This window comes from Rhizobiaceae bacterium, from assembly GCA_023953845.1.
Classification (GTDB): Bacteria; Pseudomonadota; Alphaproteobacteria; order Rhizobiales; family Rhizobiaceae; genus Arvimicrobium.
The window spans coordinates 741,371-764,375 of the sequence record JAMLJC010000001.1 but is presented as its reverse complement, the minus strand read 5'-3'; the positions used below and the strand labels follow the sequence as shown (position 1 = coordinate 764,375).

The window sequence follows — 23,005 nt, the reverse complement described above, 5'->3', positions numbered from 1 at the left end:
CGTTTTCAAGCCCCCTCCGGACGTAAAAATTCAACTAGGTCAAAGATTTAGCCAGAGCGTTCCGCCTCGCGCCAGAAATCTTCCGGCCTGTCAGACGAGAGAACCGACGCTCCGTGGCACAATCCAGTTCGCCAATCTCCGGTGTCGCAGATCGCTATGCGCGATCGCTCTTCGATCTCGCGCTGGAGTCGAACGCCGTTGCGGCGGTCGAGGGTGATCTCGGTCGTTTCGAGACGCTGATCGAGGGCAGCGACGATCTCAAGCGCCTGATCTACAGTCCCGTTTTCTCCGCCGACGACCAGCTCAAGGCCATCGTGGCGATCGCCGACAAGGCGAAGATCACGGGTCTGGTCAGCAGCTTCCTGCGCGTCGTCGCGATGAACCGCCGTCTGTTCGTGCTGCCCGGCATGATCAGCGCCTTCCGCCGCATCGCCGCGGAGCATCGTGGCGAGGCCGCTGCCGAAGTCACCTCCGCGCATGCCCTGACGGCGGCGCAGGAGAAGGATCTCAAGGCTGCGCTGAAAAGCGTCGCCGGCAAGGATGTGGCGATCTCCGTGACCGTCGATCCCTCGCTGCTCGGCGGCATGGTGGTCAAGATCGGCTCGCGCCAGATCGACACGTCGCTCAAAACCAAACTCAATTCGCTCAAGCTCGCACTGAAAGAGGTCGGCTGATGGACATCCGCGCCGCGGAAATTTCCGCAATCCTCAAGGACCAGATCAAGAATTTCGGCAGGGAAGCCGAGGTTTCCGAGGTCGGTCAGGTTCTGTCGGTCGGCGACGGTATCGCCCGCGTCTACGGTCTGGACAATGTCCAGGCCGGTGAGATGGTGGAGTTTCCCGGCGGCATTCGCGGCATGGCGCTCAACCTCGAAGCCGACAATGTCGGCGTCGTCATCTTCGGCAACGACCGCGACATCAAGGAAGGCGACACCGTCAAGCGCACGGGCGCCATCGTCGACGTGCCGGTCGGTCCCGGCCTGCTTGGCCGCGTCGTCGATGCGCTGGGCAATCCGATCGACGGCAAGGGTCCGATCAAGGCTGACGAGCGCCGCCGTGTGGACGTCAAGGCGCCCGGCATCATCCCCCGCAAGTCGGTGCACGAGCCGATGTCGACCGGCCTCAAGGCCATCGATGCGCTGATCCCGGTCGGCCGCGGCCAGCGCGAGCTGGTCATCGGCGACCGCCAGACCGGCAAGACCGCCATCATCCTCGACACGATCCTCAACCAGAAGGCCATCCACGAGAGCGGCCCGGAAGGGGAAAAGCTGTTCTGCGTCTACGTCGCCGTCGGCCAGAAGCGCTCGACCGTCGCCCAGTTCGTGAAAGTGCTCGAGGAGCGCGGCGCGCTCGAATATTCCATCGTCGTCGCCGCCACCGCGTCCGACCCGGCTCCGATGCAGTTCCTTGCGCCGTTCGCCGGCTGCGCCATGGGCGAATATTTCCGCGACAACGGCAAGCACGCGCTGATCGCCTATGACGATCTGTCGAAGCAGGCCGTCGCCTACCGCCAGATGTCGCTGCTGCTGCGCCGCCCGCCGGGCCGCGAAGCCTATCCGGGCGACGTCTTCTACCTGCACTCCCGTCTGCTGGAGCGCGCCGCGAAGCTGAACGAGGACAATGGCGCCGGTTCGCTGACGGCTCTCCCGGTGATCGAGACGCAGGCCAACGACGTGTCGGCCTACATCCCGACCAACGTGATCTCGATCACCGACGGCCAGATCTTCCTCGAGACCAACCTGTTCTTCCAGGGCATCCGTCCGGCCGTGAACGTCGGTCTGTCGGTGTCGCGCGTCGGCTCCGCCGCGCAGGTCAAGGCGATGAAGCAGGTTGCCGGCTCGATCAAGGGCGAACTCGCCCAGTACCGCGAAATGGCAGCCTTCGCGCAGTTCGGCTCGGATCTCGACGCCGCCACGCAGCGCCTGCTCAACCGCGGCGCGCGCCTGACGGAGCTTCTGAAGCAGCCGCAGTTCTCGCCGCTGAAGACGGAAGAGCAGGTCGCGGTCATCTTCGCCGGCGTCAACGGCTACCTCGACAAGCTCACCGTGCCGCAGGTCGGCAAGTTCGAGCAGGGTCTGCTGGCGCATATGCGCACCACCGGCAAGGCCGTGCTGGACGGCATCCGTGCCGAGAAGGCGCTGTCCGACGATCTGCGCGGCAAGCTGAAGGCCGAGATCGACGCGTTCGCGAAGACGTTCGCCTAACCTGACCTCAGAAAGCTAGGGCTGGCGAATGCCGTCACTCAAAGATCTCCGCAACCGCATCGCCTCGGTGAAGGCGACGCAGAAGATCACCAAGGCGATGCAGATGGTCGCCGCGGCGAAGCTGCGCCGCGCCCAGGAGGCGGCGGAGGCTGCGCGTCCCTACGCCCAGCGCATGGGGGCCGTTCTCTCCAACATCACGCAGGCGGTCGGCTCGGGCGGCGACGCGCCGGCTCTGATGAGCGGCACGGGCAGGGACGACACGCATCTTCTCGTCGTCTGCACGGCGGAACGCGGCCTTTGCGGCGGCTTCAACTCGCAGATCGCGCGTCTGGCCCGCGAGCATATCCGCAGGCTGCAGGCGGCCGGCAAGGCGGTGAAGATCATCACCGTCGGCAAGAAGGGCAACGACATATTGCGCCGCGAATACGGCAGCCTGATCATCGACCGCATCGAGCTGCGCGAGGTCAAGCAGATCGGCTTCGCCAATGCCGACGCCATCGCCAGGAAGATCATCGCGCTCTTCAATGACGGCCAGTTCGACGTCTGCACGCTGATCTATTCGGAATTCAAGTCGGTCATCTCGCAGATTCCGACCGCCCAGCAGATCATCCCGGCGGCTGCGCCCGCGGGGTCGGCCGAAGCCGGCAACGGTTCCGCCGCTTACGAATACGAGCCGGAGCCGGGCGAGATCCTCTCGGATCTCATCCCGCGCAACATCTCCGTCCAGATCTTCCGCGCGCTGCTCGAAAACGCGGCGGGCGAGATGGGCGCCAAGATGAGCGCGATGGACAGCGCGACGCGCAACGCAGGCGACATGATCAACAAGCTATCGATCACGTATAACCGCCAGCGTCAGGCGCAGATCACCAAGGAACTGATCGAGATCATTTCGGGCGCCGAGGCGCTCTAGGGAATTACGAGAAGGGTAAGGACGATGGCGAAAGCAGCGACCCCGAAAGCAGCGGCCCCCAGAAAGGCGCCCGTGAAGAGCGCTTCGGCGAAAGAGGCGGCAAAGCTGGTGGCCGAGGGAAAGCCGGGCAAGGTGGAAACGCGCGGCGCGACGGCAAGCTTCAACCTCGCCAAAGGAGCGCATGGCAAGGTCCGTCAGGTTATCGGCGCGGTCATTGACGTGCAGTTCGAAGATCACCTGCCGCCCATCCTGAACGCGCTGGAAACCGACAATGGCGGCAACCGGCTCGTGCTCGAAGTGGCGCAGCATCTCGGCGAGAACACGGTGCGCTGCATCGCCATGGACTCGACCGAGGGTCTGGTGCGCGGCCAGGTCGTTTCGGACACGGGCGCCCCGATCATGGTGCCGGTGGGCGACGAGACGCTCGGCCGCATCATGAACGTCATCGGCGAGCCGGTGGACGAGGCTGGCCCGCTCAAGACGGCCGCCAAGCGCGCCATCCATCAGGACGCGCCGGCCTATGTCGAGCAGTCGACGGAAGCCCAGATCCTGGTCACCGGCATCAAGGTCGTCGACCTGCTCGCTCCTTACGCCAAGGGCGGCAAGATCGGCCTGTTCGGCGGCGCCGGCGTCGGCAAGACCGTTCTCATCATGGAACTGATCAACAACGTCGCGAAGGCGCATGGCGGCTACTCCGTGTTCGCCGGCGTCGGCGAGCGCACCCGCGAGGGTAACGACCTCTATCACGAGATGATCGAGTCGGGCGTGAACAAGGACCCGCACGAGAACAATGGCTCGGCCGCCGGCTCCAAGGCCGCGCTGGTCTACGGCCAGATGAACGAGCCGCCGGGAGCCCGCGCCCGCGTCGCCCTGTCGGGCCTTACCGTCGCCGAGCACTTCCGCGACCAGGGCCAGGACGTGCTGTTCTTCGTCGACAACATCTTCCGCTTCACGCAGGCGGGTTCGGAAGTGTCGGCTCTGCTCGGCCGCATTCCATCGGCCGTGGGCTATCAGCCGACGCTGGCGACCGACATGGGTCAGATGCAGGAGCGCATCACCACGACGACCAAGGGCTCGATCACCTCGGTGCAGGCCATCTACGTGCCGGCCGACGACCTGACCGACCCGGCGCCGGCGACGTCCTTCGCCCACCTCGACGCGACGACCGTGCTGTCGCGCTCGATCGCGGAAAAGGGCATCTACCCGGCCGTCGATCCGCTCGACTCCACCTCGCGCATGCTCGACCCGCAGGTCGTCGGCGAGGAACACTATCAGGTCGCCCGTCAGGTGCAGCAGACCTTGCAGCGCTACAAGTCGCTGCAGGACATCATCGCCATTCTGGGCATGGACGAGCTGTCGGAAGAGGACAAGCTAACGGTGGCGCGCGCCCGCAAGGTCGAGCGCTTCCTGTCGCAGCCCTTCTTCGTGGCCGAGGTGTTCACCGGTTCGCCGGGCAAACTGGTCGATCTCGCCGACACCATCAAGGGCTTCAAGGGCCTGGTGAACGGCGAATACGATCATCTGCCGGAAGCCGCCTTCTACATGGTCGGCTCCATCGAGGAAGCGATCGAGAAGGCGCAGCGTCTGGCGGCGGAAGCGGCTTGATGCTATGTCTTGCAGCGCGTCTGAAGGCGCGCTGCAAACGGGGCTGGTGAGGGGATGAAAGCGTATCTCCATTCGGACGGGGACCACTTCGACATTCTGTGGAATGTGGACTGTTCGGTTGGAAGAAGCGGGCAAAACAATGTGCGCGCCGATGTGCTCTATATCCAGTGGTACTACCGTCTTGCCCTCGCCCAACCCGAGACGCCCATGGATCGCAAGGCGCTGTATGGCGCCGTCCAGCTCACCGGGAGTTGCAGCGGCACGGATAGCGACCCGCTTGTCCAGGCGATCTTTGCCCACCAGCGGGCGATCAACCATCCCCAGCCCGACGGCCGCGTAAGCGTCGCGACGGGCAGCGGCAAGATCGGCGGGACGGCTTTCTTTGTCCTCAGGCTGGGCGCGCGGATCGCAAATATGTATCCCGAAGTCTGGCCGCGGCTGGACAAGATCTCGGGATGCCCACCGGAGGTAGCCGAGGCGGTTCGCAAGGCTATCCCGCATGTCTAGAGATTGGATCGACTGAGCATGGCAAGCTTCCAATTTGAACTCGTCTCGCCCGAACGCCTTCTCGTCTCCGAGACAGTCGAGGCGGTGGTCATTCCGGGCTCGGAAGGCGAAATGACGGTGATGGCCAACCATGCGCCTGTGATGACCACGATCAAGCCGGGCGTGGTGACGGTGAAGCCTGCTTCCGGCAAGGAAGACCGTTACGTGGTGTTCGGCGGCTTTGCCGACATCCTGCCTTCAGGCTGCACGTTGCTGGCCGAATCGGCGGTGCATGTGGACGACATCGACCGTGCGGATATCGCCCGCCGCATCCAGTCGGCGAAGGAAGATCTTGCCGACGCGAAGACCGAGCATGCGCGGACGAAGGCGGAAGAGTTCCTGAACCAGCTGACGACGTTGGAAGGCGCCATCCTGCCGGCGTGAGGTAATTCGCCGGAAGACGATCGTTTGCGAACTGGCCGCCGAAAGGCGGCCATTCTCATTCTTGACGAAAGAAGACCTTCAGCGCCGGAAATCCGCTTCCAGGCCCGGGCTTTCGACAGCCGGAACATCGGCGCGGGCAGGGTGCTGCGTTTCCGCCGCCTGCCGTGCCAGCGCCCGGCGCTCCACCTCGATCGCCCAGCGATACTGGAAGTCGTAGAGCTGATAGACTTGATATTCCGTCATGCCGGACGGAATGAAACGCCGCACATCGGTGCCGCTGTCCGGTCCGGTGGTCAGCGCCAGCATCGAACGGGCATATTCCTGCTCAAGCTCGCTGACGGTCACCTGGCCCGAGCGGAAATGCTTGCTGGCATTGATGCCGGAACGGTGCGCGGTTGCAGGCTCGCCTCCGTCGGAGGCGCGCGCGGCCGACGCGCCGAAACGGCCGAACTGGTCGTACTCCGTTTCCAGTTCCCCGAGTTCCACCACAGGCATGGCCGATACGCTGCCGGCAGGCTCGGCGGTGTTGGCGCTGCCGTTGCGGACGCCCATGCTGTATGCCGGCACATAGCGCGCGACCCAGTAAGGCGAGGCGGAGCCGATCTGCGAGATCGTCAGTTGCATGCGACCCTCCGACGCGGATGCATCGATAAGACACAGGCCTCATTTTACCTCATCGGCGGCTCTTTCTCCGGGATTTCTCCAGTTGGGCTTAATCCTCTTCTCAACCATTCGTTAAACTTTGAACGAATGGTCTCCTTTTTCATGGTCGTGCACGACTGCTCAAAGCCCGTCCTGCCGCCTTGTCAGCGCCTCGATGGCGCGGGCGCGTTCGCGGACATGACGGTCGTCGGTGGGCAGAATCACAAGTTCCGTCACGCAGGCGCGTGCAGGCAGCGTGACGGAGAACAGCACGGCGTCCGCCACGTCCTGCGGCTGGAGCATCAGCTCCCGCTCGGCCATGGTGGGCGGGGAGGGGCGCGTGTTGAGGATCGGGGTCTCGACCTCGCCCGGCGAGATGCAGATCGATCGGATGCCGTGGATGCCCTGCTCGGCGTTCAGGCTGGCGCTCATGGCGACGACGCCCGTCTTCGCGGCGGAATAGCTTGGTCCGCTGACCGTCTGCAGCGACACGCCGGCCTGCGAGCAGATGTGCACGATGCGGCCGTCGCGGCGCGCGCGCATCGCCGGCAGCACGGCGAGCGTGCAATAGAACATCGCCTTCAGATCGATGTCGACCACCTGCGACGCACCTTCGGGCGCGAGATTGTCCCAATGGCGGCGGGTGACGTTCCAGCCGGCGCTGTTGACCAGCACCAGCGGCGCGCCGTGCGCCTTTTCGATCGTGGCGTAGGCATCGGCGACCGACACATGGTCCGTGACGTCGCACGCAACCAGCGTCGGCGCGGGCGCGTCGATCCCCGCAATCATCGCCGCCGTCTCTTCCAGCGCCTCTTTGCGCCGCCCGGTGAGCGCCACGGTGGCGCCGGCTTTCGCCAGCGTCACGGCGCAGGCCTGACCTATGCCGCTGCCCGCGCCGGTCACCCAGGCAACGCTTCCCTCCGGCAAACGCATGTTTCTTCCCCCTCGTTGCTGCCGGCACGGTTTGTCGCACGCCGCGGTGGCGGCGTATAGAAGATCGCAGGGCAAAAAGGCCGTTGCGGGAGGCTGTTCAGTCGGACAGGGCGACCAGCGCGTCCGGATCGTAGGCAAGTCTGATTTCGGCGCCGACCGGCAGGTCGTCGGCGCCGAAATTGTTGGTCTCGACCACCGAAAGCGGCTTCTCGAAGCCGGGCACCTCGACGATCAGATGCGTCGTCTCGCCAAAATAGTGCCGGTCGATCACCGTTCCCGCCACTTCGTGCTGGGCGGTCGCATCGTCCCACAGCACGCGCAGGCGCTCGGGCCGGATGCCAAGCGTCGCCGCCTTGCCGTTGCGCCTGTAGCTGGCGGGCTTGTCCGTCTTCACCCTGCCGAAGCCGGCCGTGTCGACGACGATCGCCTGCGCTTCCTCATCCACGATTTCGGCGCTGACGAAATTCATGCCCCCCAGAAAATCCGCCACCTGCCGGTTGACGGGCCGCTGGTAGATCTCCTTGGGCGCGGCGATCTGCGCGATGTTGCCGCCGAACATCACGGCGATGCGGTCTGACATTGCCAGCGCTTCGTACTGGTCGTGGGTGACGAGCACGAAGGTGATGCCCACGGTCTGCTGGAGATGGCGCAGTTCCACCTGCATCTGCTCGCGCAGCTTCTTGTCCAGCGCCGACAGAGGCTCGTCGAGCAGAAGCACCTTTGGCCGCATGACGAGCGCGCGGGCGAGCGCGACGCGCTGGCGCTGGCCGCCGGAAAGCTCCGTCGCGCGCCGCTTGCCGAGGCCGGAGAGCGACACCTGCGACAGGGCCTCCTCAACGCGCCGTTTCTCCTCGCCGGCGTCGAGCTTCTGTCGCTTCAGGCCGTAGGCGACGTTCTGCTCGACATTGAGATGCGGAAAGATGGCATAGCTCTGGAACACCATGTTGGTCGGCCGCCTGTTGGCGGGAATGCCGTCCATCGGCTGGCCATCGACCAGGATGGAGCCGCTGGTCGGCGTGTCGAAACCGGCGATCATCCTCAGCAGCGTGGTCTTGCCGCAACCCGACGGGCCGAGCAGCGAGAAGAATTCACCCTCCCGGATGACGAGCGAGGCGTCGTTCAGAGCCTTGAACGCGCCGTAGCTTCGCGTGACGTTGCGGATCTCGATCATGGCGCGCGGATCAGGCATGAGCGGTTCCCGTCATCCGGGTCTGGCGTTCCGCGCGCCGCCGCAGGAATTCGGCGACGCTCAGCAGCAGGAACGACCCTATAAGGAGCAGTGTGCCGAGCGCCAGCACACTGGGCAGCTTGGCGGCAAACCGGAGCTGGCCCCATATGTAGACCGGCAGCGTGACCTCCGTGCCGGTGAGGAAAAAAGCCAGGATGAACTCGTCGAGCGAGATGGTGAAGCAGACGAGCAGCGAGGAGATGATGGCTGGGGCCACCATCGGCAGCGTGACGCGCCGGAAGGTGCCGAAGGCGGTTTCGCCGAGGTCGGCGGACGCTTCCTCCAGGCTGCGGTCGAAACCCTCGAAGCCGGCGGTGAGCACCGTCATCGAATAGGGGATGCAGATCAGCACGTGGCCGAGCACCACGGTGAAGAGCGAGAGTTCGAGCCCGAGCTGCAGGAGCACGATGAGCAGCGACACCGCGACGATGATTTCCGGCAGCACCAGCGGCGCCATGATCAGGCCGTTGATCGGCCGCCGGCCGGGAAAGCGGTAGCGGGTGATGGCGCGTGCGGCGCAGATGCCGAGCACCGTCGCGAGCACGGACGCGGCGACGCCGACGACGAGGCTGTTCCACGCCGCGTCGAGCAGCGCCGGCGTATTCGGCAGGCTCTCGTACCATTTCAGCGTGTAGCCCTGCAGCGGGAAGCGGGGCGTGGCAGCCGTGTTCACCGAGAACACGGGCAGCAGCAGCACGGGCAGATAGAGGAACGCGATATAGAGGAAGGCATAGGCCGGCAGCCATTTGCCGAGCAGTCTGCCCGGCAGGGTCATCGCGCCAGCCTCGCCATGCCGCGCAGGATCAGCACCGTCGCGGCGGCCATGGCCGTCACCACGATCATCGTCGTCACCGAGAGCGCGGCGCCGAGCGGCCAGTTGGCGCCCTTGCCGAACTGCGACTGGATGGCGCCGGCGATCATCACGCCGTCCTTGCCGCCGACCAGCTTCGGCGTGACGAAGTCGCCCACCGTCGGGATCATGACGATCAGGATGGCCGAAATGACGCCGGGCAGCGAAAGCGGCAGCGTGACGCGGACGAAGCGGCGCAACGGTCCGTCGCCGAGATCGGTCGCGGCTTCCAGCAGCGTGCGGTCGATCTTCTCCAGCGAAACGAAGATCGGCAGGATCGCGAAGGCCGCCCAGGCGTGCGTCAGCGTGATGACGACGGCGGTGGTGTTGTAGAGGAAGGCGGTCGACGGCTCGTCGATGACGCCGATGCCCATCAGGCCGGAGTTCAGCACGCCGTTGAAGCCGAGAATCACCTTCCACGACATCACCCGGAGCAGGTAGCTCGTCCAGAAGGGGATGGTGATGAGGAAGAGCCACAGGCCCTTGTGCCGCCCGCCGTAGAAGGAGATGAAGTAGGCGATCGGATAGGCCAGCGCGACCGTCGCGGCGCTCACCACAAGCGAGATGAAGAGCGAACGCATCAAAAGGTCGCGGTAGATCGGCTCGGTCAGCGCGATGCGATACTGTTCGAGGGTGAAGGTGCGGTCGATCGTCAGATAGTGCTGCGTCCAGAAGCTGTGGGCGACGACCACGATGATCGGCACGACGAGCATGACGAGCGCGAAGGCGAGCGTCGGGCTGATCAGGGCCAGGCCCTGGGAGCTTTCGGATTGCAGCCACTGGCCACGGCGGGAGCGGGAGGCGCTGAGACGGGGCGAGCCTTCCGCGACGACCGTCATTGGAGGCGGTCTTCCGTATATCCGGTCAGCATGTCCGGCGCTTCCGACATGCACGTCCCCTGCTTGTGCGGCGGTCCCATTGCGCCGTTTGACGGCATCATGCCCATTCGCAGATTGAAATCAAGCGGCATTTCTGCTCTATTGATTGAACTGCCATTCAAAATGATGGAAATGAGCTCCGGATTTTCAATGGCTTGTGCCAGTCGAGCGCGGCGCTTTGAATAACGATGATCGTGGAGAATTCGTATGGCGGCAGCGCATGACTGGACAAAGCTCGCGAATATGCCTGCCGATTCCGACGGCGGGTCGCCGGATGCGGTCCAACTCGCCGAGCGCCATCTTATCCAGCCATGGCCGATCGCGGGCTCCATCGGCACGGATGCGCTCGGCCTGATCACCGCCGGCGAGGGTGTCCATATCACCGACGCGGAGGGCCGGCGGCTCATCGACGGGCCGGCCGGCATGTGGTGCGTCAATCTCGGCCACCGCAACCGCGAACTGGCGCAGGTCCTCTACGACCAGGCGATGGCGCTGTCCTACAACACGCCGTGGTATACGATGAACGCGCCGTCGGCGGTGCTGGCGGAACGGCTCGCGGCGCATGCGCCGGGCGATCTCAACCATGTCTTCTACACGACGGGCGGCTCGTCGGCGGTCGAGACGGCGCTGCGCTTCATGCAGTTCATGAACAATGTGCGCGGCCGCCGCGAGAAGAAGATCGTGCTGTCGCGCGGCGGCGCCTATCACGGCTCGACCTATCTTTCGGCCTCGCTCAACGGCCGCCCGCGCGAGCGCGACTGGATGGACGGGGCGGACGAGCTGGTGGTCAGGCTGTCCAGTCCCGATCCCATCCGCCGCCCGGCGGGCATGACGGTCGAGGCGTTCGCCGATTCCCTCGTCGAGGAGTTCCGCGAGACGGTGGCGCGCATCGGCGCGGATCGCATCGGCGCCTTCATCGCCGAGCCGGTCCAGGCCTCCGGCGGCGTGATCGTGCCGCCTCCCGGCTATCTCAAGCGCGTCCGGGACCTCTGCCGCGACAACGACATCCTCTACATCTCCGACGAGGTGGTGACAGCCTTCGGCCGGCTCGGCCATGTCTTCGCCTCGGGCGATGTGTTCGACATCGAGCCGGACATGATCACCTTCGCCAAGGGCGTGACCTCGGGCTATTTCCCCCTCGGCGGCGTCATGATCTCCGGGCGGCTGCTGGAGGAACTGCGGCGCACCAACCGACCGGACGCCCTGTTCGGCCACGGCCTCACCTATTCCAGCCATCCGATCGGCTGCGCGGTGGCGCTGAAGAATCTCGACCTGCTCGAAAACGGCGCGCTGGAGCATGCGCGGGCGGTCGCGCCCTACTTCCAGTCGCGTCTGAAGGAACTGGAGGAGTTGCCGCTGGTGGGCGAGGTGCGCGGCGTCGGCCTCATGGCCTGCGTCGAATGCGTGGCGGACCGCGAGAGCAACAATCCGATCAGGCTCGACAAGGATGTCGGCCGCCGCATCGACGCGCATTGCCAGTCGCTCGGTCTTCTGGTGCGGCCGCTGATCCATATGTGCGTCATGTCGCCGCCGATCGTCATCACGCGCGAAGAGATCGACGAGATGGCATCGATCCTGCGCGAGGGCATTTCGCGCACCATGGACGATCTCAGGACGGAAGGCATCTGGAACGGGTAGGAGCCAGGTCCTGACCCTCAGTCTGGAGGCTACGGAACGCGTCAGTCCCAGGCAAAGGCGATCTTGCGCAGAGCCTTCTGGTCGAACACCTCGACGCCCTCCGCGATGTCGCGGCCGCCGGCGCCGGCATAGAAGTCGAGCGCGCCGACATTGTCCTCCAGCGCCCACACAACGAGGCCTTTCATGTTGTGCGCCGCGAGCCGCGCCCGCGCCGCCGCGAACAGCCGCGTGCCGAGGCCGATGCCCTGGCATTCGGGCCTGAGGTAGAGCTCGTAGATTTCGCCCTGCTGCGGCAATTCCCGCGCCCGGTTGCGGCCGATCGTGGCGTAGCCGGCCACTTTGCCGCCCATGTCGACCACGAGGATCGACGTCGCGCGCCGGATCGCGTGCGCCCACCATTGCGGCCCGCGCCGGCCGAGCATTCCGTTGAGCGCACGATGCGGGATGATGCCGGCATAGGTGCCCTGCCATGCCGCCTGATGCACGTCGGCGATGGCGTCCGCATCGCGGGGTTCGGCCTTGCGTATATCGATCGTCAGGGTATTCATGATTTGTTAACCATAGACCACCCTTCGCTGGGCGCAAGCGTCTCGACGCCTTCCCGGAACAAATCCACACTGCGCATCCCACGACACGGCGCGAGGCCTTCGCGGGGCGCTCCCGACCCGTGCGGAAACGGATCACGGTGTTTTGACGTCCGCCCTCGCTCAGATCTCGACCAGATGGTCGTCGAGTTCGTTCTGATCGCCGCTGCCGATGGGGAAATGCGCCGCCAGGACTGAGCCTACCGCGCCCACGGCATCGGCGAATCCGTCGGCCAGCCTATCGTCCCTTGCCCCGGAGATCAGCATGGCGACGGCAGCTTCCCACGTTTCAGGTTCCACCTTCCGGTCGATGCCGCTATCGGCCACGACCTCGGCATAGTGTTCGGCCAGCGATACGAACAGCAGAACGCCGGTGCGCTGCGCGGTCAGGTGCACGTTGCGCGCGAGGAACTGCTTCAGGGCATTGTCGTGCGCGCGCCGGTGACGAAGCTGGTGCGGCACGAGATGGATGCGAAGCGCCGGGACGATCCACAGCACGACGCCCGCGCACAGCGCCGCGAGCACCTGCGCGGCCGCGAACCATGGCAGCCGCACGCTCACCCACCAGTGTTCCAGCACCAGCGCGACGACCAGGCTGCCGGCCAGGATGAAAGCGAGCACGAGGCTTATGGCGGGAAAGAAATAGCTGTCGCTGCTGCGGGCCACGACGCAATAAATCTCGCCGGACGTCCGGCTCTCCGCCGCGCGTATTGCTTCCGTGACACGCTGGTGCTCTTCGGCCGTCAGGTTGCGCGCCATATCACCGGCCCCTCATGTCACCAGCTCCCCGATGCACCGCCGCCGCCGGACGAACCTCCGCCGCCCGAGAAGCCGCCGCTACTGCTGCTGCCGCTCGACCATCCGGAAGAGGACGAGCCCGAGGACCAGCCGCCTCCGCTCGACGATCCACCGCCGAATTCGAAATCCATTCCCAGCCAGCGGTAGCGGTTCTTTCCGATCTTCTTGCCGAAGATCGGAGCCAGGAAAGCCGAGGCGAAGCCGCCGATGAACAGCGTGCCCCAGATCACGATGAAGATGACGAAGATCGGGTCGATATCGCTTTCGGGCGCCGTGTACTGGTAATCTGGCGGCGTGATCTCGTCGGCATTGCCTTCGAGCACCATCAGGATCTGGTCGACGGCTTTCGCGATTCCGCCGGAAAAATCGCCCGCCCGGAAGGCCGGAACCATAGTGTTCTCGATGATGAGCTTGGAGTGCAGGTCCGTCAACGTGCCTTCCAGTCCATAACCGACCTCGATCCGCATCTTGCGGTCGTTCTTGGCCACCAGCAGCAGCACGCCGTTGTCGTCGCCGGCCTGCCCAAGCCCCCAGGCGCGGAAGAGCCGGTTGGCGTAGGGCTCGATCGCCTCGCCGTCGAGGCTGTCGACGGTCGCGACCACCACCTGCGCCGAGGTCTTCTTTTCGAACGCCTCCAGCTTCGACACGATCGACTGGCGCGTCGACGCGTCGATCATGCCCGCATTGTCCACCACCCGGCCGGTCAGCGCCGGCAGTTCGGCGGCGACGGCGGAGGAAGCCGATACGATGAGAAAAAGCAGGAAAGCGAATAGCGGAACAAAACGTCCGAAACCGATGATATTCGCCGTCGAGGGCCGGGCACTCATGGATGAGAGAATCCCCATTCTAGCCCCTCCCTCTTGCGAGGAGTGGGCAGGGGTGGGGGTGCTGTCCGGCAGGACAGAACAGGGTGTTTCCGCGTACATGCTCGGCGATTTCAGCGCGGATTCAATGCAGTCTCACCCGCCCGAATTGCCGCCGGAGCCGCTGCCGAAATCGACGGTAGGCACCTTGAGCTTGTCCTCCTCGACGCTGAAGTTCTGGTAGGGCTCGTTGCCGGTGAACCAGAACGTCGCCCACAGCACCGACGGGAAGGTTCTCAGCGTCAGATTGTAGTCGCGCACGGCCTGGATATAGTCGCGACGCGCCACCGCGATGCGGTTCTCCGTGCCTTCGAGTTGCGCCTGCAGCGCCAGAAAATTCTGGTTCGCCTTGAGGTCCGGATAGTTTTCAACCACAGCCAGCAGCCGCGACAGCGCGCTGGTCAGTCCGGCCTGATTGTCCTGGAACTGCTTGAAGGCTTCGGGATCGCTCAACGTCTCGGGCGATACCGTCACCTGTGTCGCCTTGGCGCGTGCCTCGACCACGCTTTCAAGCACCTCTTTCTCGTGCGCCGCATATCCCTTCACGGTCTCGACCAGATTGGGGATGAGATCGGCGCGGCGCTGATACTGGTTGAGCACCTCGCTCCATGCCGCCTTGGCGTTCTCCTCCGCCGTCGGAATCGTGTTGTAGCCGCAGGCCGAAAGCAGGGGCGCAAGGACAAGCAGGAGCAGGAAGGCGAACGCCCGGTGCGGAAACCGGCTGGCACGAAGCGGCAGGGTGGTCATGACGAGCCCTCGTATGGATGGACAGGCACAATTTCAGTGCCGCTGGTGTAGCATAAAGCAGGCGCAAGAAAATGGCGGTCCAGAGGACGCCGGCACTGTGAAACGGCGCGCGAAAGGAATAGGCACGGATGAAGGGCGGAGCCGAATGAACCAACCCGACGACGACCGGCAGGCGGAGGAATCGCGACGCATTCTGGATCGCGTCTCGCACGAGGCCGACAGTTCCCTGCTGGCCCGTGCTTCGGCCGGATTGCGCGATCATGTCACGGCGAAGGACGGCGAAGCCGAGGACAGGATCGACAGGCTCGGCACGCGCATCGGTCGTTCGCTGGGCTTGATCCTCACGGCGGCGCTGTTCATCTGGCTTGTCGTCTTTCTGATTCGCGGCGGGTGATTTCATGAGCAATGCCGAAGCCGACGCGCCCCGCGCCGTCATCGTCGTGTCGAGCCATGTGGTGCGCGGCTCCGTCGGCAACAGGGCGGCCGTGTTCGCGCTGGAGACGCTGGGCTTTCCCGTCTGGGCGGTGCCGACGGTCATCCTGCCCTGGCATCCGGGCCACAGCCGCGCGACGCGCATCGTGCCGCCTTCCGACGCCTTCGCGGCGCTGATGGCCGACCTGGAGCGCGCTCCGTGGCTGGGCGAAGTCACAGCCGTCCTGTCGGGATATCTCGGCGACGCCTCGCAGGCGGGCGCGGTGGCCGCGCTGGTCAAGACCGTCAAGGCGCGGAATCCGCGCGCGACCTATATCTGCGATCCCGTCATCGGCGACGTGGGCGGCCTTTATGTGCCGGAAGCGCTGGCGAAGGCGATGCGCGACGATTTGCTGCCGATCGCGGATATCGTCACGCCGAACCGTTACGAGCTGGAATGGCTGGTCGGCGCGAAACTGCCCGACATGCGCGCGGTGATGGCGGGAGCGCTCGATGCAGGCCCGCGCAGCGTGCTGGTCACGTCGTCCCCGGCCATGATGGCCGGCGGCACCGGCAATCTGCTGCTGACACCGAACGAGGCGTTGCTTGCGGAGCACCGCATCATCGATCGTCCGCCGAACGGGCTCGGCGATCTCACCGCCGCCGTGTTCCTGGCGCGGCTCCTGTCCGGACAACCGGACGCGAAGGCGTTGCAGACGACCACGGCCGCCGTCTTCGAGATCCTTGCGCGCACGGCCAAGCGCGGCGCCGACGAACTGACGCTGGAAACCGACGCCGCCAGCCTTTCCCACCCCATGGCCATGGTCCAGCTCCGGCACCTGACGCATCCCGGCCGCGACCGGCGGGCATGAGTCTCGACGCGCTTCCGACACTCGTTGGCGTCGATGGCTGCAAGGCGGGCTGGATCGCCGCAACGGCAAGACCGGCCCGGGCGTTCGACGTGAGGGTGTTCCCTTCTTTCGAAGGATTGCTGTCCGGGATGCCCGACGACGCGCTGCTTGCCGTCGACATGCCGATCGGCCTGCCGGATTTCACCCGCCGCGGTGGCCGCGGGCCGGAATCGCTGGTGCGGCCCCTGCTCGGCGAGCGGCAGTCCAGCGTGTTCTCGATTCCCTCCCGCGCCGCCGTCTATGCGGACGAGGCGCCCTTCAGGTCGCTCGATGCATGGTACGACGCGCATCGCCGGGCAAGCGAGACGGCACGGTGGACGTCGGACCCGCCGCGCGGCGTTTCCATCCAGGCCTTCGGTATTTTCTCGAAGATACGCGAGATCGACAGATTGCTTCGCGAGCGGCCCGAACTGCGGACGAGAATCCATGAATCGCATCCGGAAATGGCCTTCCGGTGCCTGAACGCCGGCATGCCGATGTCGCTGCCGAAAAAGGTGAAGAACCGCGTCAATCCCGCCGGCATGGAAGAGCGCAGGATCCTGCTCGCGTCATCGGGCGTGCCCCGTATGTTTCTCGACCAATCGCCTCCGCGCGGCGCTGCATCCGACGACTTCCTCGACGCCACCGCAATGTGTCTCGTCGCGGGCCGCATCGCACGCGGCGAGGCGATGTCCTTTCCCTCGCCACCCGGCAGGGACAGCTACGGCATACCGATCGCCATCTGGTGCTGAGGGCGACTGCTCCGGTCAGAACTTGAAACGCAGTCCCCAAGTCCACGCGTTCGAGCCTTCGCCCATATTGCCGAAAGTGCCGGCTCCGCCCGAACGATGGTGGAGTTGCGTGACCGTTTCGACATTGGGCAGCGTCCGCCAGCGGTACGCCAGTTCGGGTCCGATATAGCCGAGGAGGCTCGCGTCGCCGTCATAGTAGAGTTCGCGCTCGCGCTCGACCGAGTTCGCCCCCGTCACGGCGCTGAAACCGGCGGTGATGCCGGGGGAAATCAGCAGATTGCCGATGAGAAACCCCTGATGCCGCAGGCGAAGCCCGGTCCACAGCTCACCGGTCGTGTCCGGCTCGTCGTCACCGAAACGGACGCTCGCGCCGACGACGCCGCCGAGCAGGAAGCCGTAGCCGAGATCGTAGAAATCGCGTCCGACGATCGCCCCGAACATGTAGCTGTCGAGATAGTCCGCGCTCCACAATTCCGCTGCCCCGCCGAAGGTGTCGGAGACGAAGACTCCCCCGAGAATGGTGACGTCGTTCCTCTTCGCTTCCTCTCCCGGCTGGAGGAAAGGATCTTCAGTGACGAACCCGAATGTCGGCGGCGGGTCGTCCTGGGCAGAGGCTGGTAAGGCTAGAGACAAGAAAGACGCGAAGAACGCGACAATGGCTCGCTTCATGACAATCCCGATATGTAGATTGAACAGCGCACCCCTCGAATCGCAGGCTATGCGAAGCCGGCTCGTTGTCGATTGTTTGTTTCGCGTTCCAGCACGCGGCTTGTATTCTGACAAATGAGTGATGCAGATTTGCCACTGGAGATGCGCCGCCGGTTGCAGATTGAACACTGTTCAGTGCTGGTGAAACGGTGTATCAGAGGCGATTGAACAGTGTTCAACCGGTCAAAAGAGGGATGATTCGGTGGCGACGCTCTATGATATCAAGCCTGCTTTCCAGGCCTTGCTCCGGCCGCTGACCTCCCGGCTGGCATCGGCTGGCGTCACCGCCAACCAGATCACGATCGCGGCGATGCTCTTGTCGGTCGCCGCCGGCATCCTGCTCGCCGTCTATCCCGACGATCGGGCCGTGTTCTGGATGCTGCCGGCGGTGCTTTTCATCCGCATGGCGCTGAACGCCATAGACGGCATGCTGGCGCGGGAGTTCGGGCAGGCTTCCACCCTCGGCATGTATCTGAACGAGTTGAGCGACGTCGTTTCCGATCTCGCGCTGATACTGCCCTTCGCCTTCGTTTCGCCGTTCGCGCCGGCCGGCGTCGTCGCCTTCGCCATCGCCGCCGTCATCGTGGAATTCGCGGGCGTTCTCGGCATTCCGGCGGGCATAGGCCGCAACTATGCCGGGCCGCTCGGCAAGAGCGACCGTGCTCTTGCGCTGGGCATCGTCGCCGTGCTCGTCGCCTCCGGCTTTGCGCTGCCGGCATGGCTTTCGTGGATTTTCCCGTTGCTGGCGGCGCTTTCCGCCGTCACTGTCGTCAACCGGGTTCGGGCAGGCTTGGGGAGATAGGATGGACGGGACCAACGGACCGGCAGTGCGAACGCCTGTCGAGCGGACATTCGCAACGCATGACGGCACCGAGCTTTTCTACCGCGTCTGGCCGGCGCTGAACGGCGTGGCGCGCGGCGCTGTCCTGCTCCTCCATCGCGGCCACGAGCATGGCGGCCGCATGGCGCATCTGGTGGACGAGTTCGATCTCCCGGATTTCACCTTCTACGCCTGGGATGCGCGCGGTCACGGCCGCTCGCCGGGCAAACGCGGCTGGTCGCCTTCATTCGCCCATTCGGTGCGCGACATCGACGCGTTCCTCAAGGAAATCAAGGCAAACGACGGTTTCGACGAGGCCGATGTCGCAGTGGTCGCGCAGTCGGTCGGTGCGGTGCTCGCCGCGACATGGGCGCATGACTACGCGCCGAAGGTCAGGGCGCTGGTGCTGGCCTCGCCGGCCTTCAGCGTGAAACTCTACGTGCCTTTCGCGAAGGAAGGCATCGCGCTCTGGCAGAGGCTGAAAGGCACATTCTTCGTCAATTCCTACGTCAAGGCGCGCTTCCTGACGCATGACAGAGCGCGCATAAAATCCTTCGAGAGCGATCCGCTGATCACGCGGCCGATCGCATCGAACATCCTCGTCGAACTTTACGAGCATGCCGCGCGCGTGGTCGCGGACGCCCGCGCGATCACCGTCCCGACGCAACTTCTGATTTCCGGCGCGGACTGGGTCGTACGGCATGGCCCGCAGCACGAATTCTTCGTCAATCTCGGCAGCCGCGTGAAGGAGCGCCATGTGCTCGATGGTTTCTACCACGACACGCTCGGCGAGGCCGATCGCGCCAGGGCGATCGCCGAGGCACGACGCTTCATCCTGACCCAGTTCGACACTCCCGAGCCGCCCGTCGTGCTCACCGACGCCCATCGCGCCGGCTATACGCGTGACGAGGCCGATCGTCTCGCGTGTCCCCTGCCGTCGCTCAGCCCGAAGGGGCTTTACTGGGCCATGAACCGCGCCTCGATCCGCTTGGGTTCGTGGGTCTCGAAAGGCCTCGGCATCGGCGTGAAGACCGGGTTCGATTCGGGCTCCACGCTCGACTACGTCTATGAGAACGAGCCGCGCGGCCTGGGGCCGATCGGCAGGGCCGTCGACCGGACCTATCTCGACGCCATAGGCTGGCGCGGCATCCGCCAGCGCAAGGCCCATCTGGAGGAACTGATCGGAACGGCCGCGACACGGCTCAAGGCCGCCGGGCGCGATCTCCACATTCTGGATATCGCCGCCGGACATGGACGCTACGTGCTCGACGCCGTGGCGGAACTGCCCGATCAACCGGCGACGATCCGCCTGCAGGATTATTCCGGCATCAACGTTTCGGCCGGGCGCAAGCTGATCGCCGACAGAAAACTCGGCGCGATCGCCACGTTCCACGAGGCCGACGCCTTCGACGGCGACGGGCTGGCCGCAATAGAGCCTGCGCCCGACCTCGCCATCGTCTCCGGCCTCTACGAACTCTTTCCCGACAACGGGTTGATCGCGCGTTCCCTCGACGGCCTCGCCCGCGCCATGACGCCCGGCTCGCTGCTCGTCTACACCAACCAGCCCTGGCATCCGCAGCTCGAAATGATCGCCCGCAGCCTCACCTCGCATCGCGGCGGCGCGGCATGGGTGATGCGGCGGCGCACACAGGCGGAAATGGATCAACTGGTGGAAGCGGCCGGTTTCCGCAAGCTGGAGCAGCGCATCGACCAATGGGGGATTTTCACCGTATCGACGGCGGAACGGGTGTGATTCTTGTACGATGACAGAGTCTGCTTTCAGCCTCGAGCGCCGGATACCCCGACCCCTGACCCCTCCCCACAAGGGGGAGGGGGACGTTTGCATTACGGTTCCTGCGCCCACCATTGAAGGTTGGCGACGGGCGCCACGGATGCCCGGTTCCCCTCCCCCTTGTGGGGAGGGGTCAGGGGTCGGGGTAGTCCCGCCGAAACCTGGCCGGCTATCTTCATGACCGCGCTGCCGATCACTGGTTCTCAAGGCTACATCGCGGTTTTCAAGCGCGCGGCGCTCTGGCTCGTCTTCCTCGCCCCGCTCTTCTATCTGACCTATGGCTTCGCCAACTGGCATGCCTCGACCAGAAATGGGGTGGGCAGCGTCGTCTATGGCTGGGAACGCCACATACCCTTCCTTGCCTGGACCATCATTCCCTATTGGTCGATCAACGCTTTCTACGGGCTGTCGCTGTTCGTCAATGACAGCGCGTCCGGCGTGAACCGGCTGGCTGGGCGCTATCTGACGGCGCAGACCATCGCCTGCCTGTGCTTTCTTCTCTTTCCGCTGGCGGCGACCTTTTCGCGTCCAGAAACCAACGGGTTGCCGGGCTTCATGTTCGACGTGCTCGGCGGTTTCGACAAGCCGTTCAACCAGGCGCCGTCGCTGCATATCGCGCTGCTGGTGATCATCTGGGATCATCTGCGCCACAGGATGCCCGGATGGCTGCGGCCGGTCTGGCATGTCTGGTGCGTGCTGATCGGCGCCTCGGTGATGACAACCTATCAGCATCACTTCATCGATATTCCGACCGGCGCGCTGCTTGGCCTGTTCGCGCTATGGCTGTTTCCGGCGAAGGGGGAAATGCCGTTTGCCGGCTTTCGACCGACCATGGGCCCGAAGGCGCGGCGGCTCGGTGGCTTCTATCTCGGCGGAGCCGTTCTGCTGTTGATAGGGGCGGTCGTCGGCGCATTCCGGGAAGCGGCGTGGCTGGCGCTGCTGTGGCCTGCACTGGCGCTCGTCATCGTTTCCTTCGGCTATTTCGGCGGCGGTCCAAAAGTGTTCCAGAAGACGGCGGACGGGCGTGTCAGCCTCGCCAGCCGGTGGCTGCTCTGGCCGTATCGGGCCGGCGCGCTGATCAACGTGTGGGCCTGGACGCGCAAACTCGCGCCGAGCGTGGAGGTTGCGGACGGCGTCTTTCTGGGGCGATGGCCGAGCGTGAAGGAGGCGGCGGATTTCGCGACGGTGATAGACCTCGCGGCGGAACTGGAGCGCCCGGCCCGTGCGGAGGGCGAATGGGTGGCCTTTCCGATGATGGATCTGGTGCGGCCCGAGGCGACGACGAAGCGGGATGCCGCAGCGCAGATCGAGATTTCCCGGGCAAGAGGTCCGGTGCTCGTCTGCTGCGCCCTCGGCTTCCAGCGCAGCGCGGGCGTGGTGGCGGGATGGCTGATCGATACGGGACGGGCGAAGGATAGGTCAGAAGTGGAGGCGTTGCTGGCAAAAGCCGGACGGCGGGTGCATTTGGGATAATCTTGCATTGCACGGTACCCCTCTCCGCCTCGCTTTGCTCGGCACCTCTCCCCAGAGGGGCGAGGAACTGAGGTCGGATTCTGCCGCGATGCCGGCGCTTTTCCAGCTTGGGTTCCTCGCCCCTCTGGGGAGAGGTGGGGAGGGCGAAGCCCGAGACGGAGAGGGGTAGTTCGCCGAGCGAACAACTCGCAGCAGCAACTGAAAGGGAAACAGTGACAGACGGTTCGAGCCCGGGCAATTACCACTTCGACTGCCGCCTGATCGCCTCGCGCGCAAAGCGGCATGCGATCTCGGCTGACGTTGCAAGCGTGCTTTGCGTCCCGGCCGTCATCGTTGTCGTGATGATCCTTCCCGGCTCTCATCCGTTCCTTAGCGCCCTCCTTGCGGTCGCGAGCTTCGTCTGCGCCGTCGCCATCCTCGCCATTTCCGCCCTGCTCCTTCTCGACGTCGCCCTGTTCACGCTGATGGCCACCTATCCGGACGAGCTTTCAGGCGGCGGGGCGGTCGACGACTTTCTGGCGAGGGCGAAGCTGAAGCCGTTGCCCGAAACGACGCGGCCGCTCAGCCAGCGCATCGCCGGCACGCGGCGCTGGATGCGCCGGCAGAGCGCTCTCGCACTCCTCTCCATCCTCGCGGCCGCGCTGGCCTTGGCCGCAAACTTCGCGTAACGGAATCCGCCAAGAGGCGGATAATGGGCGAAACCAGGACATTGCTGTTCCGATTCCTGCGCGCGGTGACATCGGCGGTGCTGGCGACCCTCGCCCGCGTCGTGACCGGCGTGCGGCCGCTCTGGCAAGGCACGACGCCGTCCGATCGTCAGCGCATCTATTTCGCCAACCACACGAGCCATGGCGACTTCATCCTCGTCTCGGCCTGCCTGCCGCCACGGGAACGACGCCGCACCCGCGCCGTGGCCGGGGCCGACTATTGGGGCAAGACGCGGCTGCGGCGCTTCATCGCCGAGGACATGCTCTCTTCCGTGCTGATCGAGCGGAACTGGGCGGAACGCAAGCAGGACCCGATGGCTGTGATGCTCGGCGTGCTGGATCAGGGCGATTCGCTGATCCTCTTTCCCGAGGGCACGCGCAACATGACGGAGGAGCCGCTGCTGCCCTTCAAGTCCGGCCTCTACAATCTGGCGCTGGCGCGTCCCGACGTCGAACTTGTCCCCTGCTGGATCGAGAACATGTCGCGCGTGCTGCCCAAAGGCGAGTTCCTGCCGGTGCCGCTGCTCTGCCGCGCGGTCTTCGGCGCGCCGGTCGCGCCGGAGGAGGGCGAGGATCGTCACGCCTTCCTGCATCGCGCCCGCGACGCGCTGCTGGCGCTCGATCCGCGGCCGGAGAAATAGCG

25 protein-coding genes are annotated in these 23,005 nt (G+C 65.1%); 15 read left to right on the top strand and 10 right to left on the bottom strand.

Annotated elements, in window-relative coordinates:
* Nucleotides 1–113 precede the first annotated feature (113 nt).
* Genes M9955_03755 through M9955_03730 form a run of 6 tightly spaced genes read left to right on the top strand, consistent with a single transcriptional unit; the run spans nucleotide 114 to nucleotide 5,648 of the window.
* On the top strand, nucleotides 114–674 hold the full coding sequence (locus tag M9955_03755; protein MCO5080756.1) for a F0F1 ATP synthase subunit delta: 561 nt from the start codon (nucleotides 114–116) through the stop codon (nucleotides 672–674).
* Nucleotides 674–2,203, top strand: a complete 1,530-nt coding sequence (atpA, locus tag M9955_03750) for a F0F1 ATP synthase subunit alpha (protein ID MCO5080755.1) — start codon at nucleotides 674–676, stop codon at nucleotides 2,201–2,203. Before M9955_03755 ends, atpA begins: the two co-directional genes overlap by 1 nt.
* A 28-nt stretch (nucleotides 2,204–2,231) precedes the next feature.
* Nucleotides 2,232–3,113 carry a F0F1 ATP synthase subunit gamma gene (locus M9955_03745; GenBank protein ID MCO5080754.1) on the top strand — a complete coding sequence of 294 codons (882 nt, stop codon included), beginning with the start codon at nucleotides 2,232–2,234 and terminating at the stop codon, nucleotides 3,111–3,113.
* 24 nt (nucleotides 3,114–3,137) lie between these two features.
* Nucleotides 3,138–4,718: a F0F1 ATP synthase subunit beta gene (atpD, locus tag M9955_03740; protein ID MCO5080753.1), complete on the top strand. Its 1,581-nt coding sequence runs from the start codon at nucleotides 3,138–3,140 to the stop codon at nucleotides 4,716–4,718.
* A gap of 54 nt (nucleotides 4,719–4,772) precedes the next feature.
* Nucleotides 4,773–5,225 (top strand): hypothetical protein, encoded by a 453-nt coding sequence (locus tag M9955_03735; GenBank protein ID MCO5080752.1) that lies wholly within the window; start codon nucleotides 4,773–4,775, stop codon nucleotides 5,223–5,225.
* Nucleotides 5,226–5,243: 18 nt separating this feature from the next.
* Nucleotides 5,244–5,648 (top strand): F0F1 ATP synthase subunit epsilon, encoded by a 405-nt coding sequence (locus M9955_03730; protein MCO5080751.1) that lies wholly within the window; start codon nucleotides 5,244–5,246, stop codon nucleotides 5,646–5,648.
* 78 nt (nucleotides 5,649–5,726) lie between these two features.
* Here the strand turns inward: M9955_03730 and M9955_03725 are convergent, their stop codons facing one another.
* From M9955_03725 to M9955_03705, 5 genes are all read right to left on the bottom strand, one after another.
* Complete coding sequence (locus tag M9955_03725; protein MCO5080750.1) at nucleotides 5,727–6,272, bottom strand: hypothetical protein; 546 nt, start codon at nucleotides 6,270–6,272, stop codon at nucleotides 5,727–5,729.
* A gap of 159 nt (nucleotides 6,273–6,431) precedes the next feature.
* A complete protein-coding gene (locus tag M9955_03720; GenBank protein ID MCO5080749.1) occupies nucleotides 6,432–7,223 on the bottom strand; it encodes an SDR family oxidoreductase in 792 nt (263 codons plus the stop codon).
* Nucleotides 7,224–7,320: 97 nt separating this feature from the next.
* Complete coding sequence (locus M9955_03715; protein MCO5080748.1) at nucleotides 7,321–8,394, bottom strand: ABC transporter ATP-binding protein; 1,074 nt, start codon at nucleotides 8,392–8,394, stop codon at nucleotides 7,321–7,323.
* Between the two features lie 10 nt (nucleotides 8,395–8,404).
* A complete protein-coding gene (locus M9955_03710; GenBank protein MCO5080747.1) occupies nucleotides 8,405–9,226 on the bottom strand; it encodes an ABC transporter permease in 822 nt (273 codons plus the stop codon).
* Complete coding sequence (locus tag M9955_03705) at nucleotides 9,223–10,140, bottom strand: ABC transporter permease (protein MCO5080746.1); 918 nt, start codon at nucleotides 10,138–10,140, stop codon at nucleotides 9,223–9,225. The genes M9955_03710 and M9955_03705 overlap by 4 nt, the downstream gene beginning before the upstream one ends.
* 282 nt (nucleotides 10,141–10,422) lie before the next feature.
* Between M9955_03705 and M9955_03700 the strand changes: the two genes are divergently transcribed.
* Nucleotides 10,423–11,817: an aminotransferase gene (locus tag M9955_03700; protein ID MCO5080745.1), complete on the top strand. Its 1,395-nt coding sequence runs from the start codon at nucleotides 10,423–10,425 to the stop codon at nucleotides 11,815–11,817.
* Nucleotides 11,818–11,858: 41 nt separating this feature from the next.
* Here the strand turns inward: M9955_03700 and M9955_03695 are convergent, their stop codons facing one another.
* From M9955_03695 to M9955_03680, 4 genes are all read right to left on the bottom strand, one after another.
* Nucleotides 11,859–12,365: a GNAT family N-acetyltransferase gene (locus M9955_03695; GenBank protein ID MCO5080744.1), complete on the bottom strand. Its 507-nt coding sequence runs from the start codon at nucleotides 12,363–12,365 to the stop codon at nucleotides 11,859–11,861.
* A gap of 159 nt (nucleotides 12,366–12,524) precedes the next feature.
* Nucleotides 12,525–13,160 (bottom strand): TPM domain-containing protein, encoded by a 636-nt coding sequence (locus M9955_03690; GenBank protein MCO5080743.1) that lies wholly within the window; start codon nucleotides 13,158–13,160, stop codon nucleotides 12,525–12,527.
* A 17-nt stretch (nucleotides 13,161–13,177) separates the two neighbouring features.
* Nucleotides 13,178–14,044, bottom strand: a complete 867-nt coding sequence (locus M9955_03685) for a YgcG family protein (GenBank protein ID MCO5080742.1) — start codon at nucleotides 14,042–14,044, stop codon at nucleotides 13,178–13,180.
* 114 nt (nucleotides 14,045–14,158) lie between these two features.
* Nucleotides 14,159–14,809, bottom strand: a complete 651-nt coding sequence (locus M9955_03680; GenBank protein MCO5080741.1) for a LemA family protein — start codon at nucleotides 14,807–14,809, stop codon at nucleotides 14,159–14,161.
* Between the two features lie 145 nt (nucleotides 14,810–14,954).
* Here M9955_03680 and M9955_03675 point away from each other — a divergent pair, with 145 nt between their 5' ends.
* Genes M9955_03675 through M9955_03665 form a run of 3 tightly spaced genes read left to right on the top strand, consistent with a single transcriptional unit; the run spans nucleotide 14,955 to nucleotide 16,862 of the window.
* On the top strand, nucleotides 14,955–15,203 hold the full coding sequence (locus M9955_03675; GenBank protein MCO5080740.1) for a hypothetical protein: 249 nt from the start codon (nucleotides 14,955–14,957) through the stop codon (nucleotides 15,201–15,203).
* Between the two features lie 4 nt (nucleotides 15,204–15,207).
* On the top strand, nucleotides 15,208–16,092 hold the full coding sequence (gene pdxY, locus M9955_03670; protein ID MCO5080739.1) for a pyridoxal kinase PdxY: 885 nt from the start codon (nucleotides 15,208–15,210) through the stop codon (nucleotides 16,090–16,092).
* Complete coding sequence (locus tag M9955_03665; GenBank protein ID MCO5080738.1) at nucleotides 16,089–16,862, top strand: DUF429 domain-containing protein; 774 nt, start codon at nucleotides 16,089–16,091, stop codon at nucleotides 16,860–16,862. Before pdxY ends, M9955_03665 begins: the two co-directional genes overlap by 4 nt.
* A 15-nt stretch (nucleotides 16,863–16,877) precedes the next feature.
* On the opposite strand, the gene M9955_03660 is transcribed toward M9955_03665, so the two are convergent.
* The gene (locus M9955_03660; protein ID MCO5080737.1) at nucleotides 16,878–17,531 is read right to left on the bottom strand and encodes a hypothetical protein; all 654 of its coding nucleotides are present in this window, start codon (nucleotides 17,529–17,531) and stop codon (nucleotides 16,878–16,880) included.
* Between the two features lie 241 nt (nucleotides 17,532–17,772).
* Between M9955_03660 and M9955_03655 the strand changes: the two genes are divergently transcribed.
* From M9955_03655 to M9955_03635, 5 genes are all read left to right on the top strand, one after another.
* Nucleotides 17,773–18,372 (top strand): CDP-alcohol phosphatidyltransferase family protein, encoded by a 600-nt coding sequence (locus tag M9955_03655; GenBank protein ID MCO5080736.1) that lies wholly within the window; start codon nucleotides 17,773–17,775, stop codon nucleotides 18,370–18,372.
* A gap of 1 nt (nucleotide 18,373) precedes the next feature.
* On the top strand, nucleotides 18,374–20,143 hold the full coding sequence (locus M9955_03650; protein MCO5080735.1) for a bifunctional alpha/beta hydrolase/class I SAM-dependent methyltransferase: 1,770 nt from the start codon (nucleotides 18,374–18,376) through the stop codon (nucleotides 20,141–20,143).
* Between the two features lie 216 nt (nucleotides 20,144–20,359).
* The gene (locus M9955_03645) at nucleotides 20,360–21,655 is read left to right on the top strand and encodes a phosphatase PAP2/dual specificity phosphatase family protein (protein MCO5080734.1); all 1,296 of its coding nucleotides are present in this window, start codon (nucleotides 20,360–20,362) and stop codon (nucleotides 21,653–21,655) included.
* 212 nt (nucleotides 21,656–21,867) lie between these two features.
* On the top strand, nucleotides 21,868–22,323 hold the full coding sequence (locus tag M9955_03640; GenBank protein ID MCO5080733.1) for a hypothetical protein: 456 nt from the start codon (nucleotides 21,868–21,870) through the stop codon (nucleotides 22,321–22,323).
* Between the two features lie 23 nt (nucleotides 22,324–22,346).
* Nucleotides 22,347–23,003 carry a 1-acyl-sn-glycerol-3-phosphate acyltransferase gene (locus M9955_03635; GenBank protein MCO5080732.1) on the top strand — a complete coding sequence of 219 codons (657 nt, stop codon included), beginning with the start codon at nucleotides 22,347–22,349 and terminating at the stop codon, nucleotides 23,001–23,003.
* Nucleotides 23,004–23,005: the final 2 nt, after the last annotated feature.